The 14,900-nt window shown below is 65.0% G+C and carries 14 protein-coding genes; 10 read left to right on the top strand and 4 right to left on the bottom strand.

The features are described 5' to 3' along the window. Positions 1–513 precede the first annotated feature (513 nt). From ACPDIT_RS10760 to ACPDIT_RS10745, 4 genes are all read left to right on the top strand, one after another. Complete coding sequence (locus ACPDIT_RS10760; RefSeq protein WP_423443359.1) at positions 514–1,260, top strand: succinate dehydrogenase cytochrome b subunit; 747 nt, start codon at positions 514–516, stop codon at positions 1,258–1,260. 12 nt (positions 1,261–1,272) lie between these two features. Next, positions 1,273–3,195 carry a fumarate reductase/succinate dehydrogenase flavoprotein subunit gene (locus ACPDIT_RS10755; protein WP_423443357.1) on the top strand — a complete coding sequence of 641 codons (1,923 nt, stop codon included), beginning with the start codon at positions 1,273–1,275 and terminating at the stop codon, positions 3,193–3,195. Between the two features lie 43 nt (positions 3,196–3,238). After that, positions 3,239–4,012, top strand: a complete 774-nt coding sequence (locus ACPDIT_RS10750; RefSeq protein WP_423443356.1) for a succinate dehydrogenase/fumarate reductase iron-sulfur subunit — start codon at positions 3,239–3,241, stop codon at positions 4,010–4,012. 86 nt (positions 4,013–4,098) lie between these two features. Beyond that, positions 4,099–4,899: a BtpA/SgcQ family protein gene (locus ACPDIT_RS10745; RefSeq protein ID WP_423443818.1), complete on the top strand. Its 801-nt coding sequence runs from the start codon at positions 4,099–4,101 to the stop codon at positions 4,897–4,899. 60 nt (positions 4,900–4,959) lie between these two features. On the opposite strand, the gene ACPDIT_RS10740 is transcribed toward ACPDIT_RS10745, so the two are convergent. Further along, positions 4,960–5,745 carry a ferredoxin--NADP reductase gene (locus ACPDIT_RS10740; RefSeq protein WP_423443354.1) on the bottom strand — a complete coding sequence of 262 codons (786 nt, stop codon included), beginning with the start codon at positions 5,743–5,745 and terminating at the stop codon, positions 4,960–4,962. 367 nt (positions 5,746–6,112) lie between these two features. Here ACPDIT_RS10740 and ACPDIT_RS10735 point away from each other — a divergent pair, with 367 nt between their 5' ends. The 5 genes from ACPDIT_RS10735 (at position 6,113) to ACPDIT_RS10715 (ending at position 11,295) form a co-directional block, all read left to right on the top strand. Continuing rightward, a complete protein-coding gene (locus ACPDIT_RS10735) occupies positions 6,113–7,180 on the top strand; it encodes an Ig domain-containing protein (RefSeq protein ID WP_423443352.1) in 1,068 nt (355 codons plus the stop codon). A 1,124-nt stretch (positions 7,181–8,304) separates the two neighbouring features. Further along, on the top strand, positions 8,305–8,697 hold the full coding sequence (hisI, locus tag ACPDIT_RS10730; protein ID WP_423443350.1) for a phosphoribosyl-AMP cyclohydrolase: 393 nt from the start codon (positions 8,305–8,307) through the stop codon (positions 8,695–8,697). A 63-nt stretch (positions 8,698–8,760) separates the two neighbouring features. Further along, positions 8,761–9,318 carry a hypothetical protein gene (locus ACPDIT_RS10725; protein WP_423443349.1) on the top strand — a complete coding sequence of 186 codons (558 nt, stop codon included), beginning with the start codon at positions 8,761–8,763 and terminating at the stop codon, positions 9,316–9,318. Beyond that, the gene (gene trpE / locus ACPDIT_RS10720; protein ID WP_423443347.1) at positions 9,302–10,843 is read left to right on the top strand and encodes an anthranilate synthase component I; all 1,542 of its coding nucleotides are present in this window, start codon (positions 9,302–9,304) and stop codon (positions 10,841–10,843) included. The genes ACPDIT_RS10725 and trpE overlap by 17 nt, the downstream gene beginning before the upstream one ends. Positions 10,844–10,881: 38 nt before the next feature. Then, on the top strand, positions 10,882–11,295 hold the full coding sequence (locus ACPDIT_RS10715) for a YkgJ family cysteine cluster protein (protein WP_423443346.1): 414 nt from the start codon (positions 10,882–10,884) through the stop codon (positions 11,293–11,295). A gap of 12 nt (positions 11,296–11,307) precedes the next feature. On the opposite strand, the gene ACPDIT_RS10710 is transcribed toward ACPDIT_RS10715, so the two are convergent. From ACPDIT_RS10710 to ACPDIT_RS10700, 3 genes are read right to left on the bottom strand one after another with little or no spacing between them, the layout of a single operon-like run. Beyond that, entirely contained in the window at positions 11,308–12,666 is a 1,359-nt protein-coding gene (locus tag ACPDIT_RS10710) for a DUF7305 domain-containing protein (RefSeq protein ID WP_423443344.1), read from the bottom strand. 9 nt (positions 12,667–12,675) lie between these two features. Continuing rightward, a complete protein-coding gene (locus tag ACPDIT_RS10705) occupies positions 12,676–13,266 on the bottom strand; it encodes a PilW family protein (RefSeq protein ID WP_423443342.1) in 591 nt (196 codons plus the stop codon). Then, the gene (locus tag ACPDIT_RS10700) at positions 13,235–13,759 is read right to left on the bottom strand and encodes a hypothetical protein (protein ID WP_423443341.1); all 525 of its coding nucleotides are present in this window, start codon (positions 13,757–13,759) and stop codon (positions 13,235–13,237) included. The genes ACPDIT_RS10705 and ACPDIT_RS10700 overlap by 32 nt, the downstream gene beginning before the upstream one ends. Before the next feature lie 819 nt (positions 13,760–14,578). Between ACPDIT_RS10700 and rplU the strand changes: the two genes are divergently transcribed. Further along, positions 14,579–14,893, top strand: coding sequence for a 50S ribosomal protein L21 (gene rplU, locus ACPDIT_RS10695; protein WP_423443339.1), 315 nt, complete (start codon positions 14,579–14,581; stop codon positions 14,891–14,893). Positions 14,894–14,900 lie beyond the last annotated feature (7 nt).

Genomic DNA, 14,900 nt, shown 5'->3' with positions numbered 1-14,900 from the left:
GGTGCGCCCGCGCCCTTCAGGGGAAGGCGAGCGACTTGGAGCCGTTTGCGGCTTTGGCTTTCCCCTCTGCGGCACGCAGAGCCGCGGTGCCGCACCGGTCCCGCGGGCACGCGGATGTGCTTGGCGGCCCCGCGGTCTCCGGGGCATTCCTGAATTTCGACGCCCGGTCAACCCGGTTTTTGACCCAGCCGAAGACCCGGGCTTGCGGTGCGCACACCCGCGTCGTGCGGAGCCATTTTGGAATTCCACCGCCGCCGGCAGGCTCTGGCGATGCCCGCAGACCCGCCGTGCTCGGACACTCGAAGAGGGCTGGGGCCCCCATCGGGGTGGGAGCATCGTGCCGGAGTGCGCGCACGGCATTCGCGTGGCGTCGCAGGTCGCGGTTCTGCATCACCATCGCAAAGATTTACAGGGCTCAATAGAAGGTTTGACGATCGTTCCTTCTGCACCTAGTTTTCCGTCCGCTGTGTGGGTGGTTGCTGCCCGGGTTCCTGTGGGTGATCCGACGTGGGCATGAAAACACTGGCTCATTTCTTTACGTCGTCCGTGGGGCGAAAGTTCCTGATGGCCGGCAGCGGCGGGTTGTTGTTCCTGTTCGTCGTGGGCCATCTGTTGGGGAATCTGCAGATTTTTTTGCCCCCGGAAAACATCAATGCGTACGCGAAGTACCTGCAAACGCACCCGGCGTTGCTGTGGCCGGTGCGGCTGGCGCTGTTGGCCCTGCTGGGGATCCACGTGTGGGCCGCGGCCACGTTGACCCGGGAGAACCGCGCCGCGCGGCCGGTGGGGTACTGGGGCCGGCCCGCCCCGTACGGTGCCACGCTGAGTTCGCGGACCATGATGGTGAGCGGCCTGGCCCTGGGAGCGTTTGTGATCTACCACCTGCTGCACTACACCGTGGTGGTGGAGGGCATCAGTGGCGCGCAGGTTTCTCTACGGGCGCTGAAGGCCCAGCATGATGTGTACGCCATGATGGTGGCCGGGTTCAGTGTCTGGTACGTGTCGCTTTTTTACATTCTGGGGGTGGGAGCCCTCTGCATGCACCTGGGACACGGTTTGGGGGCCATGTTTCAATCCCTGGGCTGGAAGAACGCCACCTACGGCCCCTGCCTGGACCGGGCTGCCCGGGTGGTGGCGCTGCTGATTTTTCTGGGATACGCCTCGATCCCGGTGGCCGTGCTCTGCGGACACGGGCAAAATTACCTCCAGCAGGTGGTGCAACGGGTCGGGGCCGCGTCGGTGCCCGCCCCGTCCAAATAGAATCAGACAGCCATGGCCACGCTCAACGCTCACATTCCGTCGGGTCCGCTGGCAATGAAATGGACGCGACACCGGAACGAGTCGCGTTTGATCAGCCCCGCCAACAAGCGCAAGTACAAGGTCATCGTCGTGGGGGCCGGGCTGGCCGGCGCTTCAGCGGCTGCGGCCCTGGCCGAGCTGGGGTATGAGGTGCACAACTTCGTTTATCATGACTCGCCGCGGCGGGCGCACTCCGTGGCGGCGCAGGGCGGCATCAACGCGGCCAAGAATTACCAGAACGACGGCGACTCGGTGTGGCGCCTGTTCTACGACACGATCAAGGGAGGCGACTTTCGCGCGCGCGAGGCCAATGTGTACCGGCTGGCGGAGGTGTCGGTCCAGATCATCGACCATTGCGTGGCGCTGGGCGTTCCGTTCGCCCGCGAGTACGGGGGGTTGCTGGACAACCGGTCCTTCGGAGGCGCCCAGGTTTCGCGCACCTTTTACGCCCGGGGTCAGACCGGTCAGCAACTGCTGCTGGGGGCGTACTCCGCCCTCTGTCGCATGATCGCCGCGGGGGCGGTCAAATCCTACACCCATTGCGAGATGGTGGACCTGGTCGTCGTGGACGGGCACGCCAAGGGCATCATCGTGCGGGACCTCCGAACGGGCCGGATCAGCCGCCACAACGCCGATGCCGTCGTGCTGGCCACCGGCGGATATGCCAACGTTTATTACCTCTCGACCAACGCACTGAACTCCAACGCCACGGCGATCTGGCGCGCCTACAAGCGCGGGGCCTGCTTCGCCAATCCGTGCTTCACTCAAATCCACCCCACCTGCATCCCCGTCAGCGGCACCTACCAGTCCAAACTCACCTTGATGAGTGAGTCCCTGCGCAACGATGGTCGGATCTGGGTGCCCAAACGGCGCGAGGACTGCAGCAAGCCGCCGAACGAGATCCCGGAAAGCGACCGCGACTATTACCTGGAACGGATGTATCCGGCCTACGGGAACCTTTGTCCACGCGACATAGCCAGTCGCGCCGCCAAGAAAGTGTGTGACGAGGGGCGCGGCGTGGGGCCGGGAGGCCGGGGGGTGTACCTGGACTTTTCCGATGCCATCAAGCGGCTGGGCGTCGCCAAAGTGCGGGAGCGTTACGGGAACCTGTTCGACATGTACCGCGAAATCACGGGCGAAGACGCCTACCAGGTGCCCATGCGCATTTACCCGGCCGTGCATTACACCATGGGCGGTCTGTGGGTGGATTACAATCTCATGAGCAATCTGCCCGGGCTGTTCGTGATTGGCGAGGCCAACTTTTCGGATCACGGCGCCAACCGGCTCGGGGCCAGCGCGCTCATGCAGGGGCTGGCCGACGGGTTTTTCATCCTGCCCGCCACCATCGCCAACTACCTGGCCACGGTGAACCCGGCGCAGCGGCCGTCCACGGATCATCCCGCCTTCGCCGAAGCCGAGGCCGAGGTCACCACCCGCCTGCGCCGGCTGCTGGGGTGCCGCGGCAAACGGACGCCCACCGAGTTTCACCGCGAGCTGGGCCAGCTGATGTGGGACTACTGCGGCATGTCCCGCAACCGGGCCGGCCTGGAACTGGCCCTGCGGCGCATCCCCGAATTGCGCGAGGAGTTCTGGCACAACGTCAACGTACCGGGCGAGGCCACCACCTTGAACCAGGCCCTGGAAAAGGCGAATCGCGTGGCCGACTTCCTCGAGCTGGCCGAGCTCATGTGCCTGGACGCCCTCCACCGCGAGGAAAGCTGCGGCGGTCATTTCCGGGAGGAACACCAGCTGCCCGATGGGGAAGCCAAACGCGACGATGAACACTTTGCCTATGTAGCCGCCTGGGAATACGCGGGGCCGGACCGGGCGCCCGTGCTCAACCGGGAGCCGCTCGTGTACGAGGAGGTCCGGATGACCACCCGCAGTTACAAGTGAATCTTCCGGCCCACCCCCAGGATCCTGTTCGGAAACCGGTGCCATGAAAGTTACGCTGAAAGTCTGGCGACAGAAAGACGCCCAGAGCCCCGGCCGGTTCGTCACGTACGTCACGCCGGAGCTCAATCCCAACATGTCCTTCCTTGAAATGCTGGACGTGGTCAACGAGGACCTCATCCGGCGCGGGGAGGAACCCATCGCCTTTGACCACGACTGTCGCGAGGGCATCTGCGGAACCTGCTCGCTGGTCATCAACGGCAAGCCGCATGGACCGCACCGCGGCGTCACCACCTGCCAGACCTACATGCGCAGTTTCAAGGACGGGGACACGATCGTCATCGAACCCTTCCGCGCGCGGGCCTTTCCGGTGATCAAAGACCTCATCGTGGACCGCAGCGCCCTCGACCGCATCATGTGGGCGGGCGGCTTCATCAGCGTGCGCACCGGCAGCGCCCCCGACGCCAATACCATCCCCGTTCCCAAGGATGTCGCCGAACGCGCCATGGACGCCGCCCAGTGCATCGGCTGCGGCGCCTGTGTGGCGGCCTGCAAAAACGCCAGTGCCATGCTCTTTGTGGCGGCAAAGATTTCGCACCTGGGCCTGCTCCCGCAGGGTCAGCCCGAGCGCTACCGGCGCGCCCGCGCCATGATCGAGCAGATGGACCGCGAAGGCTTCGGGGCCTGCACCGTCACGGGCTCTTGCGAAGCCGTCTGTCCCAAGGGCGTCAGCCTTGAATTCATCGCCCGGATGAACCGCGACTATGCCGTCGCCCTGCTCAAGGGCGATCCCATCCAACGTGCCGCGGCCGCCATTTGAAACCCTCTTCGTCTCCAGCCCCGGTCCCTCCGAATTCGGCCGGTAATCCGGTACCGCCCAGACGGCCGTGGCCCCTCCGTCCGTTGGTGGCCGTCATCGCAGTGGCGCCTCTGCCGGGTTCCCCGCGGCATTGCGATCCCCCATCCCTCATCCTCAGCCGAGCGGTCGCCGACGCCGAGACATTCCGGGACCTTGGCGTGGACGCGCTGCTTTTGGAGAACAGTTATGACCTTCCGTACGTCAAACCGCCTTTGCCCCGCACGGCGGTCTTGTTGATGACCGAGATTGCCCGCGAGGTCCGGGCCCGGTTCGAGGGCCCCATTGGAATTCAGTTGCTCGAAGCCGCGAATGAAGACGCTCTGGAGGTGGCCGCGGCGGCCGACCTCGATTTCCTGCGCGTCGAGGGCTATGTATTCGCCCACATCGGCGGGGCCGGACTCATCGAGGGCTGTGCCGGGCGGCTGCTCCGGCGCCGGCGGGACCTGGGCGTGGACCATATCCGCGTGTTTGCCGACCTGAAAAAGAAGCACTGCTCCCACGCTTTGACGGCGGATTTGAGCATCGTGGACGAGCTGAAACAGGCGGAGTTTTTCCTCGTGGACGGGGTGGTGGTGACGGGCCCCCGCACGGGAGAACCCCCGGCCGTGGGCGAGCTCGAACGCGTCCGGCGCCACGCGTCCGTGCCCGTCTGGATCGGCTCGGGCATCACCCCGGAAAACCTTCCTCGTTATTTCGCCCGTGCCGACGGTTTTATTGTGGGGTCCGCCTTCCGGCAAGAGGGTCGATTTCTCGGCCGTGTGGACCTGCAGCGGGTGGAAGGCTTCATGAGGGTCTGGAAGCGTTGCTGGCAGACCTCTCCCATCCGGCGCGAAGATCCGATCCTCTGATCTGCAGGCCCGCCCTGGTGCCGACCCTGCGGATCCTGGCATGCAGGGTGGCGAGGCGGCTCACCAGTATCGCTCCGTATGAATCTGACCGGGCGCGTCCTTGTGGTGTTCCCGAAAGCCTTCTCCCTCCAGCAGCCGCACCATGTCCTCGATCATTTGCGGATTGCCGCAAAGGAATACGTGCGTGTGTGCCGGTTCCGGCGGAAATCCCCAGGCCCGGGCGATCAATCCCGCCCGCCAGATGTCTTGCACGTGTCCCACGGCGCCGCTCCAGGGAGGCACCGCCCCTTGCGGTCGGGACACCACGGGCAGATAAGTCAGGTGCGGATGCCGTCGAGCCAAATCTTCCAATTCGTTGCGATAGCCAAGGTCGGACGGGTATCGGGCCCCGTGGATCACTGCCGTGCGCCGGTGTGCACTCTCGGCCAGGTGGGTCCGCAACATGCTCATGTACGGTGCCAGGCCCGTGCCGGTGGCCACCAGGACCAGGTGCGCATCCGCGGGCACGTGTCGAAGCGTGAACATTCCGCTGAACCGGGGGCCCAACCAGAGTCGGTCACCCACGTGCAGCCGGAACAGACGCGGGGTGAGCGCGCCTGTCCGCACCAGCGCCAGATAGAATTCCAGATACTCGTGCTGTCGCGAGGACGAAGCGATGGAGTAGGCCCGCCGGATCAACTGGTGGGGCGGCGGTGGCGGGTTCTCCGGTTCGGCTTCCGGCACCCGCGGGGCCGCTCCCGGCAGGCCGAGCACGGCGAACTGCCCGGGCTCAAACGGGGGCAGGGCCCAGCCCTCCGGCGCCACGCGCAGGATGATCAATCCCGGCGCCACTTCCTGCCGTGCCAAGACTCGAGCATTCAATTCCATGATTGCGACGCGCTTTGAATGCGCGGGCAATGTAGCGCAGGAGCTCCGACGGGAAAGCGAATTTCCCGCGCGACGCCGGCTCTGAACAACGCGGCCCGTGGAGCGGGTGCGGAGCGGGTCCCGGGGACGAATCCACACTCCGAAGTGCACATCGAGAGATCCCCGACCTGCCCCGCCCGGCGCCGGACTTCGTGGCGCGACTGTGTGTCCGGGCCGGCCACCCGCAACGTTGCGGATCGTTCCCCGCGCACGGGCGTGGATTGCGGCCGCTTGCTCCGCACCTGGTGCGGGGTCGGGCCCTTGACACGTTGGGCGGCTTCCCTCATAAATTGGGCTCATGGTCCGCATGAGAACGGTGCCCTTCGGCGGCCACCCTGGCGCTGCGTGGATGGCCGCGCTTCGGGCCCTGGGACTCCTCGGCTGGATGGCCGCGGGCAGCGGCGGGCTTCTCGAGGCCCGCGATTTTCGCGTCAATCAAATTCCCAATGGCCACGTCTTCATGTGCGCCAACTGTCACATCAATCCGGCGGGCGGCGGCGCGCGCAATGCGTTCGGGAACCGGGTCTTCCAACTGGTGGGCACTTCGAGCCGGCCTTTCTGGACCCCGGCCCTGGCCGCAGAGGATTCCGACGGCGACTCGTACTGCAACGGCGAGGAATTGGGAGATCCGGACGGCGACGGCGTGCCCATCCCGGGCGCACCGGTAACCAATCCGGGGGTCAGCACGAGCCGGCCGGCCAATGCCCAGCCGATGCTTGCGGGGGTCTCTTCCACCACGGCGGTGTGGGGCCTGCCCTTCAACGCCACGGCCACGGCCTCCGATCCCAACGCCTGCCAGCGATTGACCATCAGCAAAGTGGAGGGTCCTGCGTGGCTGGCAGTCAGCACCAACGGCGTCCTCAGCGGAATCCCTCCCGAAAGTGCCTCCGGAACGAACACCGTCGTCCTGCGGGTTACCGACAACGGGTCCCCGCCCCAATCTGCGCAATTGAGTGTCCAGCTGCTGGTGGTGGCCCGGTACGGCGGCTGGCAGGCCCAATACTTCTCCCTTCCCCAAGAAGCCGCCCTCGCGGCACCGGAGACCGATCCGGATGGCGACGGGTTGAGCAATGCGGCCGAGTACGCCCTCCGGACTCATCCGCGCCAGCCCAACGCGCCGCCCTGGGAGCCGCCGATCCTCGATGCCCAGGGCCGGCTCACCCTGAGCGTGCCCCTGCGCGACGACGATCCCACTTTGAGCGCCAGGCTCGAACTCAGCGGCAGTCTCTCGTTCCAGCAAACCAGCCTGGCCGACACCACTGTGACCGATCCAAACCCGGGCGACGGCCGCAAACTCTGGCACTTCACCGATCCGGTCCCGCGCACCAACGCAGCCGCGCGCTTCGGTCGGCTCCGCGTGTTGTTTGAGCCGTAACCCCGACCGGGCACAGTTCACACCGCGGCGCCCTCAGCATCTCCGAGCGCATGGCCCGGGTTCTCGGATCGACGAGCGTCGCACTGAACGTGCGGTGGCTCAGGTGTGGTTTCCCCACGGGCTTTGGGCGGAATCGGACTTGCGATCCCCGGCCTGCGAGAAGGCCAGGGAGACCGGCGGGCGAATTCCGGCAGAGCCGGCAGCAGAGCGGGAGTCATGCCTGAGGGGCTGCTGTTTGCCCGGCCCAGCCCGGAGGCAGATACGGCAGCCAAAGGCGGCGCTTTGGCCGGTCGGATCACCTTGGCAGCAGGTGCATGGCGGCACCTCCAGTGCGGCTCATGACTGCCCCATCCGGGGTGGGAAACTCACCAGCCCGGGGCCCGCCTTGCGCAACGAGACTGCACCCGCAACGGACGAACGGGTGCGCCTTCGGGACGTTGCGTGTTCGCCCCACCGGGGCGGGATTCATCAGCCCACGGCACGCCCTGCGTAGCCGAATGGTCGCCATGGACCCCGCCCTGAAGGCACGGGATTCGGTCTGGGCTCACCGGTCCCCGGGAGGAGCGTCCTCGAGTGGCGCCCTTTCAGAGCGCGGCCCGTTTTGGGCTCCGCAGTGCCCGGGGCGTTGCCCCGGGCTATTGAATTGATGCGCCTTCGACGCGCCGGATTGGTGCCCCATCGGGGCGGGAGTTCGTCAGCCCAGGGCGCGCCCTGGGTAACCGGGTGTCCCATTTCAACCCGCCCTGCGAGGGCGGAATTCGATGGGGCACGTCCAGCCTCCCGCGATGGGAGGCCTCGAATTGCGCCCTTTCAGGGCGTTGTGGGTTCTGGCGGGCCGAATTCCCGGGGCGTTGCCCCGGGCTGGCGAGTTCAATGCGCCTTCAGCGCGTGGATAGGGCCGTGGGATCCGTAGACAGCGGAACGCGCATTCTCGTTTCTTGAAGCCCGGATCCAGGGAAATGCCGTTTTCCCTAGGTTCTCGCGCCGGGCAACGCCCCAGATTCCGTCCCTAGTTGGCAGCTATAAACCTGAAATGCGCCGCCGCCCCGGGCGTCCCGAAGTTTTTCGTGGTCGCAGGGAGACTTTTTGGTAGTTTCTTCCCCCAAGACGAAGTCTTGGAACCCATGAGCTTTTTCGATCAATTGAAGTTCGACAGCAATGGATTGATCCCGGCCATCATTCAGGACGCGGCCACCGGACGGGTGCTGATGATGGCGTGGATGAACCGGGCCTCGCTGGAAAAGACCATTGAAACGGGGCTGACGCATTTTTGGAGTCGGTCCCGGCAGAAGTTCTGGATGAAAGGAGAGACCAGCGGTCACGTGCAGCGGGTGAAGGACATTGCGTTCGATTGCGACGGCGACACACTGCTCATCCAGGTGGAGCAGGTGGGCGCCGCCTGCCACGAGGGTTACCGGTCCTGCTTTTTCCGGTCCATGACGGGGCGAGGGGAAGGTTTCCGGATTACCGAGCCGCAGCTGGAATCGCCGGAGCAGATCTACGGCTCGAAACGGTAGGCCGGGGTGGCGGGCAGGGTCGGAACCGGGCCGAGCCTGCCTGGCGGGCAATCCAAGGCACCGATGGAGGAGTACGTTTCGCTGGGCAGTCGGGGATATCTGATGATGCTGGCGCTGTTGGTGCTGGCGCGCGGAGCCGATTTCCTGAGCACGTGGGTGGCCACGCCGAATCTGGTGCTCGAAGGCAATCCGATCGCCAAGCGCCTGGGCTGGCGGTGGGGATTGGCGGTCAACGCGCTGGTCTGTGTGCTCCTGGCCCAGTGGCCGTTGGCCGCGATCGTGGTCGCCACGGCCAGCGTCATGGTGGCCGCCCGGAATTTCCAGTCGGCCTGGCTCATGCGTTCGCTGGGGGAGCATAATTACCGGGACTGGCACGTGGAACGGGTGCAGGAGACGCGCATTTCGGTGTATTTGTTGTGCCTGGCCGGGAACACGCTGCTGACGGCGGCGGTGGGAGGGGCCATCATGCTGTTCAGCGAGGGCAAGCTGGTGCTCCTGGCCATCGGCATGGGGATCGTGGCCTACGCTGCGGCGGTGGCTTTTTACACCCTGCTGGGCATTTATCGTCTGCGGCGCAGCGGCCGACTTCACGCTCCCGACCACCATGCACGTTTTTCCTGATCGAGAGACGTTTCGGCAGCTCGCCGCCGGTGGGAACCTGATTCCGGTGGCGTGCCGTCTGCTGGCCGACATCGAGACGCCTCTTTCGGCCTATCGCAAACTGCGGGGCCAGGGCGAATCGTTTTTGTTCGAATCGGTGGAAGGGGGCGAACACCTCGGGCGGTTTTCCTTCGTGGGCACCAACCCGCGCACGATCATTCGGCAGGACGGGGCATGGGTAGAGGTTCGGGAGGCCGGACGTGTCACGGAGCGGTTCGAGGTGGTGGGGGCGCGCGGAGTTCCCGGGCCGGGTCAGGTGCGGGACGGTTTGGAAGTGGTCGAGCATGTGCTTGGCCGATATCGTCCCGTGCCGGTCCCGGGGCTCCCGCGGTTTACCGGCGGGGCGGTGGGCTATCTCGGCTACGAGTTTATTCATGACATCGAGCCGGTGGTGCCCCGGCCGCCCCGGGACGAGCTGGGGACGCCCACGCTCTACTTTTTCGTGGCGGATCAGTTGCTGGTGTTCGACCGCGTGGCGCAGACCTTGACGGTGGTGGTCAACGCGTGGGTGGAAGAACCGGACCGGGCGGACGCGGCTTACGACGAGGCGTGCAGCGAATTGGAGCGTCTGCTGGCTTTGCTGGAACAGCCCAGCGATCATGTCCCGGCGCTGTTGCCGGGCGCGGTGCCTCCGGTGGCGTTCACATCCAACATGGCGCGGGAGACCTTCCTGGCGCATGTGCGCAAGGCCAAGGAATACATCACAGCCGGGGACATCATTCAGGTGGTGGGTTCTCAACGGTTTTCGGCCCCGGTGCGCGCCTCGGCTCTCGATGTGTACCGCGCCATCCGGTCGGTGAACCCTTCTCCCTATCTGTTCCTCTTGGAACTCGAGGGGTTGGCGTTGGTGGGGGCCTCTCCGGAAATCCATGTGCGCTGTGAAGACCGGCAGGTGGAAATCCGTCCCATCGCGGGTACGCGGCGCCGGGGCCGTACGCCGGAGGAGGATCGCGCCCTCGAAGCCGAGTTGCTCTCCGATCCCAAAGAGCGGGCCGAACATGTCATGCTGGTGGATCTGGCGCGCAACGATTTGGGGCGGGTTTGTGACTTCGGCACCGTGCGGGTGCGGGACCTGATGATCATCGAACGCTACAGCCACGTGATGCACATCGTTTCCTCGGTGGAGGGGCGCCTGGCCGCGGATCGGACGCCCTTCGACCTGATGCGCGCGACGTTCCCGGCGGGCACGGTCAGCGGGGCGCCCAAGATCCGGGCCATGCAGATCATCTCGGAACTGGAGGCCACCACGCGGGGGCCGTACGCCGGCTGCGTGGGCTATTTCGGATTCAACGGCAACCTGGACACCTGCATCACCATTCGCACGGCGCTGCTCAAGGACGGCAGGGCGTACGTGCAAGCCGGCGGTGGCTGGGTGCATGATTCAGAACCGGAAGCCGAGTTGCAGGAGACCGTCAACAAAGCTTCCGCCATGTTTCAGGCCATTGCCCTGGCCGAGCATTTCGCCCGGGGCTGTCAACATGGATAGGAACCCGCCCCGGCCGGCCGGGATCTTCCCGGGTTGGCATGCCCGTCTTTTACGAGTGTCAGCGTTGTACTGCGTGTTGTCGCTGGCCCGGCCAGGTCCGGGTGACTGAGGTAGAGATCCGGCGTCTGGCTGAGTTTCTGGGGCTGGACGAGTTCACCTTTATTCAGCGGTATTGCCGGCTGGCGGCGGACCGGCGCGGCCTGGTGCTGGAAGAAAAGCCGGATGGATCGTGCGTGTTCCTGGAGGGCCGGGATTGTCGGGTGCAGCCGGTCAAGCCGCAGCAGTGTCGCGACTTTCCCAACTGGTGGCGTTTCCCCGGTTTCGAAGCGCAGTGCCGGGCCCGGCCGCGCCCTCTGGATGCGGAGACGTACCTACGGGCCGTCGCCGAGGCCACGGGGCGCAGTCTGGAGGAGGTCAAACAGCGGTTCAGCGATCCGGCCCGGGCACGGTGATCGGCCCGCACGTCACAGTTCCCGCCAGGAATTGACGATGAAGCCCCGGCTCGGGCCGATGCGCCGCAGGTGCTCGTCGTAGTGGAAATTGAAATGCCCGTTCATCTTGACCGTGCGGGTCACCGAGGCGCCGACAAAGTCGTAGGTGTCGTTTCCACCGCCACCCAGGGTGAAATCTGCGTCGGGCGCGTAAATGGCCCCGGTGAACGAGGCGTTACCGCCAAGGCTGAGCGTGGTGTTCCGCGGGGTGCCAAAATACAGGAAGTTGATGGCCTGCCCGCTTTCATTGACCACGCCCTGTCCCTTGATGGAGAAGGTGGGTGCATCCACGTACAGAATCAGCCGGGCGCCGGGGGCCAGGTAGATGCGATCGTTGTTCCCGCTCAGTTTGGTGCTTCCGCGCAGGACCACGGTGGCCTGTACATTGGATCCGACGTACAGGCTGCCGGCCAGTCCACCGTCCCGGTAATACGTGCCGCTCATGAGCACAAAGTGACTGTAGGGCACTCCGTCTATCTCAACGTTGGACACCGTCGGCAGATACCACATGGATCCCGAAGGCACGCGCACGGGTGGGAAGACCACATTGAAGTCGTTGTTGGTGCCCCCGGAAACGTAACCGTTGGGTCCGATCCGCACGGTGCCGTTGGGGCCGGTCATGGCCTTTCCGTTGATTTTGGCGTTGCCGACGTTGATGGAGTTGATGAGGCCGGCGTTGGTGGCCACGTCGCCGTTCTTCTTGCGCTTGAGCGGGTTGTTCATGGGGTACCGGCCGTTGTCGCTGAAGTTGGGGTCGCCCGAATCGAAGCTGTCGGTGGTCACGTTGTTGCCCGCCAGGTCGATTTGGCCCTCCGCCGCCATGGCCACGGCGAACAGGGGGTCGCTGCGCGTGCGTACCTGGACGGTGCGCGGCACGGGCGCATAGGGGCCGCCGGCTTCCATCCCGATCGTCCCCAGGCCGGGCGCGGCGGGCACCAAATCGGCGCGACTCACCACCCCCGTTGCATAGATCTGCGGCTCCATTCCCTGCAGCACGATGGCCACGTCGTAATAGCTGCCCGCGCCCAGGAAGCGTCGGGGTGCCCGATACAGGTTCCCGTCTCGCACCCAGCCGTGCACCGCCAGGTTGTTGGTGGCTTCGCTGGGATCGAAAAACGGGGCATTCCGGTTCAGATGCGTCAGGGCTTCCTCGATGCCCGCCTCGGTCATGGCCAGACTGGCATTCCAGCACATGGACCTGGCCACCGAGAGGGCCTGTCCCTGCACCAGCAACAGGGTGCTGGCCAGCATCACGCCCAGAATGGCGCAGCTGAGCAGCGTAATCAGAAGGATTTGGCCGGAGGGCGAGTGTCGTGCAGGAGAGATCCTCATAAGACCGGGTCAGTTGCGAATCACGATGCGCGCCGTTTGCACGCTTTCCGTCTGCAGGGTCTGGCCCAGGATCTGGCGGGTACAGCGCCAGCTCAGATCCACCAGCTTCGCCTGCCGGATGTCGCGGGTGGGGTAGAAACCAAAGACCGCGTTGCTCGGGTTGCGCTGGGAAATGTTGAACCGCAGGTAATCACAGCCGGTCAGAAGGGTCTCCACCTGGGTGTCGCGGCGCAGGGTCACGATCCGCCGGTCCGGGTCCCAGACGATCTGCATGGTCGTCCCATCGAGGTTGGAGAAGGTGAGCGACGTGGGAGTGGCTGCAAGCAGGCCGGCAGCTTGACGGATTTCGCGGCTCAACACATCGAGGGCATGTCGGCTGCGCTGGTCCAAGTCCATATAGTTGGTGATCCCGGCCAACGTCCGGGCACTGAAGGTCCAGAAACCCAAAACCGCTGCCAGAATCACTCCGGCGAGCGCCATCGTCACCATGGTCTCGGTGAGCGTAAACCCGCCGGAGGCGGTTCGGCCCCGGCAGGACGTGGAACGTCGCACCCGATCGGCCCTCGGCTCAGTTGTTGAAAATGTAGTTTTGCAATCCATAGCGACTCACCAGCGTTCGCATCTCCCGTTCGCGCACCTGGGGCCTGCCCTGGCCGAGGCCGGTTTGCCAACCGATGCGCACCACGACTTCTCGCAGGTGGTCTGCGTAGGGAGGGGGATTGTTCCAGGACACGGGTCGAATCGTGATACTGCCCGTGTACAGCACGCCGGAACCGGTGGCCGGGTTTGTGGGATTGGGGAAATAATATGCGGTGAACGTGGGGGGGACGAACCCGTTACTGTTGATCTGATCCCAGTTGTACAGTCGGATGCCTTCGAGCCGTTCGAGCATGACCTGGGTGGCCCTCAGCTCCTCGCGCACCATCGCCGTGTACGCCAGCCCTGCGCTCATGCCCGCATAGAGAGACACAACCAGCGTGCTCAACAACAGCGTCGCCACCGAAACTTCCGCCAGGGTGTACGCGTTCTCGGAACTCCGACGCCGGGCCCGAACGACAGCGGGCCCCTCCTTTCGTTGTCGTGGCTGCTGCATAAAATGTCGTTTGCGACCGTCTCGGGCTGCGAGGACCTGCATAACCTTTGCCCGTCTAAAGAGCATTCATCATGCCTGACCAGCCTGGCTTGTAAGGTCGCTTGCCCCTGAGTTTGCTTACCAATCGAACCTCCTTCCAACCCAGCGGCTCTCGGTCCCGAACAAAGGCGTGCTTCCATCCACACGCCGGCCCTTGGGGATGTCCAAAGCCGGGACAGACCGTCTCATTACTGGACAGCGAGATTCAGGACCGGGGAGATGCTCTCCTAGAGGACGACGTGGCCTGCGGAGGCGCTGGTCGCCTGCCAGTCAAGACACGCATTCGGGGGCCAGTCCAACCGAAGGTCCGGCGGTGGGGGTTACGGCTGTTTTGGCACCGTGAAGCCATCGGTTTTCACACCGAAACGTATGCTCATCCATCCGCGTCCGGGAGGTTGTCCAACTCGGTTTTGGATCGGTTTTTTGTGCCCCTCCCGCCGGGGAGACGGGATCAGACCCGAACCGGGGGGCCAGGGACTCCAACCAGGACCCGCAAAAACAACCGGCGCAAGGACCGTTTGCTCTCCGGTGCTTTCCTCAGCCGGGCCGTCGATCTTGCTCCATTGTGAAGCGCGGCGGGTATGGAGCCTGCCGCCAAGGGGCCATTCGTGCGCCATGGGCGGCCGGGTGCAGAAGCGGCCGCTCCCGCGGCAGGGTTCATCCTGTGGATACCGGGGTGTTGATGGCCCCTGCGTCTCCGGGCTTTCCCACGGTTCGCAGACGGCCATTGACAAGCGGTCGGGATTGTGGTTTGGTGTTCGGCCCCTGACTGGGGAAGCCATGAATTACGCAGTCATTGAAACAGGTGGGAAGCAGTACCGGGTCAGCGCCGGCGACACCCTGGAGATCGAACGGCTGCCGGTGGAAGCCGGCCAGAGCACCACGTTCGATCGAGTCCTGTTTGTCAATCAGGAGGGTCGCATCCTGGTGGGGACCCCCACGGTGGCCAATGCGGCCGTGGTGGCCGAAGTGGTGGCCCACAAGCGGGGCGAGAAGAAGATCATTTGGAAGATGAAGCGCCGCAAGGGCTACCACAAACTCCAAGGGCATCGCCAAGAGCTGACCGTGGTCAAGATCAAGGACATCAAGGTTTGAAGGAGCG

The sequence above is a fragment of the Limisphaera sp. VF-2 genome, assembly GCF_049537125.1.
Lineage (GTDB): Bacteria > Verrucomicrobiota > Verrucomicrobiia > Limisphaerales > Limisphaeraceae > Limisphaera.
The sequence above is the reverse complement of the archived record's forward strand: the minus strand, read 5'-3'. Positions and strand labels throughout refer to the sequence as shown.

Coding starts and splice junctions, on each gene's coding strand:
- ACPDIT_RS10760 (WP_423443359.1), top strand. CDS start 514: ATGAAAACACTGGCTCATTTCTTTACGTCGTCCGTGGGGCGAAAGTTC.
- ACPDIT_RS10755 (WP_423443357.1), top strand. CDS start 1,273: ATGGCCACGCTCAACGCTCACATTCCGTCGGGTCCGCTGGCAATGAAA.
- ACPDIT_RS10750 (WP_423443356.1), top strand. CDS start 3,239: ATGAAAGTTACGCTGAAAGTCTGGCGACAGAAAGACGCCCAGAGCCCC.
- ACPDIT_RS10735 (WP_423443352.1), top strand. CDS start 6,113: ATGAGAACGGTGCCCTTCGGCGGCCACCCTGGCGCTGCGTGGATGGCC.
- hisI (WP_423443350.1), top strand. CDS start 8,305: ATGAGCTTTTTCGATCAATTGAAGTTCGACAGCAATGGATTGATCCCG.
- ACPDIT_RS10725 (WP_423443349.1), top strand. CDS start 8,761: ATGGAGGAGTACGTTTCGCTGGGCAGTCGGGGATATCTGATGATGCTG.
- trpE (WP_423443347.1), top strand. CDS start 9,302: ATGCACGTTTTTCCTGATCGAGAGACGTTTCGGCAGCTCGCCGCCGGT.
- ACPDIT_RS10715 (WP_423443346.1), top strand. CDS start 10,882: ATGCCCGTCTTTTACGAGTGTCAGCGTTGTACTGCGTGTTGTCGCTGG.
- ACPDIT_RS10710 (WP_423443344.1), bottom strand. CDS start 12,666: ATGAGGATCTCTCCTGCACGACACTCGCCCTCCGGCCAAATCCTTCTG.
- ACPDIT_RS10705 (WP_423443342.1), bottom strand. CDS start 13,266: ATGGATTGCAAAACTACATTTTCAACAACTGAGCCGAGGGCCGATCGG.
- ACPDIT_RS10700 (WP_423443341.1), bottom strand. CDS start 13,759: ATGCAGCAGCCACGACAACGAAAGGAGGGGCCCGCTGTCGTTCGGGCC.
- rplU (WP_423443339.1), top strand. CDS start 14,579: ATGAATTACGCAGTCATTGAAACAGGTGGGAAGCAGTACCGGGTCAGC.